The organism is Micromonospora sp. 4G55, assembly GCF_016803375.1.
This window is the reverse complement of sequence record NZ_JAEVHN010000914.1, coordinates 1-1808: the sequence shown is the minus strand read 5'-3', so window position 1 is coordinate 1808 and position 1808 is coordinate 1. Positions and strand designations below refer to the sequence as shown.

1 protein-coding gene and 1 pseudogene are annotated in these 1808 nt (G+C 76.3%); both read left to right on the top strand.

What is annotated here, in order from left to right:
* A pseudogene (locus tag JNW89_RS36055) lies at positions 1 to 602 on the top strand (hypothetical protein); the annotation flags it as partial.
* Between the two features lie 46 nt (positions 603 to 648).
* On the top strand, positions 649 to 1623 hold the full coding sequence (locus JNW89_RS36050) for an alpha/beta fold hydrolase (RefSeq protein WP_238452409.1): 975 nt from the start codon (positions 649 to 651) through the stop codon (positions 1621 to 1623).
* Positions 1624 to 1808 lie beyond the last annotated feature (185 nt).

Here is a 1808-nt window from a genome sequence, read left to right as displayed (position 1 = left end):
CACGGTCGAGGGGGTGCCGCGCCGGCGCCGGCAGGGTCTCCGCGCACCGGGGGCGGGCCAGTGTGGAGGAGGCGAGCGCGGCCTCCGCGCCGCCGGCCACCGGCAGCCCGGCCACGCTCGGCACGTCGTACTCCGGTGGGCAGGTGACCACGACGGAGAGTGCGCCCTCCCGACCGCTGGACACCGGCGGCGCGCCGGGGCCGCGGGTGGTGATCGACCACGTCCAGGTGAGCACCTTCGGTCTCGACGCCACCGTCGAGGTACGCCTGCTCGCCGGTGGCGACACGGCGGCCGGGCACTCCACCGGGCCGGCCGTGGACGGGTACGTCCTGCGACTCTGCGCGGTCGCCGCCGCGGCGGCGGTGGACCAGCTGCTGCGGGGCGCCGACGGCATGGCCGAGCGCGGACGGTGCTTCGTCGAGCACGCCGCGGTGGTGCCGTTCGGCAACTGCGAGGTGGCCACGGTGGTGGTGCTGCTGGTCTGCGACGGCTGGGTCGAGCAGCTCGCCGGCTCCGCGCTGGTCGCCGGTGACCCCCGGCAGGCGGTGGTCCGCGCGACGCTGGCCGCCGTCAACCGGCGCCTGGAGGCGTTGCTGGCCTGAGCGGCGCGGTGTTCGCCGGCGGGTCGTGCTGGGCACACTGGGAGGCATGAAGCGAGCCGCCCTCTGGCCCGAGCATCTGCTGCCCCCGCACCACGTTCCGCCGCCCTGGCCGGGCCGGGAGGTACGCCTCGACGGCACGGTCACCTACGTCCGGGACACCCCGGCCACGAGTGCGGACGCGGAGCCGGCGCTGTACGTGCACGGGCTGGGCGGCTCGTCGCAGAACTGGACGGACCTGGCCGGCCTGCTCGCCCACCGGCTCGACGGGCAGGCCATCGACCTGCCCGGGTTCGGGCGCAGCGAGCCGGGGCGGCGCTACACGATCCCGGCCTTCGCCGACCGGGTGGTCCGCTGGATCGAGCACTCCGACCGGGGGCCGGTGCACCTGTTCGGCAACTCCCTCGGCGGGGCGATCGCGGTGCACGTGGCGGGGCTGCGGCCGGAGCTGGTGCGGACCCTCACGCTGGTCTCCCCGGCGCTGCCGTTCCTGGACTTCCGCCGCTCGTTGCAGGGGCGGATGCTGCCGCTGCTGGCCATCCCGCGCGGGGAGCGGCTGGCGGCCTGGCGGCTGGCCCAGCTCGCCCCCGAGGTGATGGCCCAGCAGGTGCTGGAGGCGTGCTTCGCCGACCTGAGCCGGATCAGCGAGCAGCGCCGGCAGGAGGCGCTGGAGGAGATCCGGGTGCGCTACGAGGCCGCGCACTACGCCGCCGCGTACGTCCGGACGTTCCGCGGCCTGGTCTCCAGCTTCCTGCGCTCGTACCTGCCGGGGCCGGGGTCGATGTGGCGGATCGCTGCGGCCGTGCAGGCGCCGACGCTGGTGGTGGGCGGCCTGCAGGACAAGCTGGTGGATGTGCGGGTGGCGCCGCAGGCGGCCCGGGTGATCCCGGACAGCCGGCTGATGATGCTCGAAGGGGTCGGCCACGTCGCGCAGGTGGAGGTGCCGCGCACGGTGGCACGGGCGGTGCTGCACCTGCTCGCCGAAACGGAGGAGGCCGGGAGGCGCTCCGACATGGCAGGCTGACCCGGATGCCCGAGTTCCTCCCCCACGGTCACCGCACGCGTGCGACCCCCCGTGGCCGCCGCGCGCCCGTCGGAGGCCGTCGCTGGATGGTCCTGCTGCTGGCCATGCTCGCGGTGGTGGCCGGCGCGGGCGGTGCGCTCTCCGCCGGTCGTCCCGGGGCCGTGGCCGAGACCGTCGCCGCCGGG

Coding starts and splice junctions, on each gene's coding strand:
- JNW89_RS36050 (WP_238452409.1), top strand. CDS start 649: ATGAAGCGAGCCGCCCTCTGGCCCGAGCATCTGCTGCCCCCGCACCAC.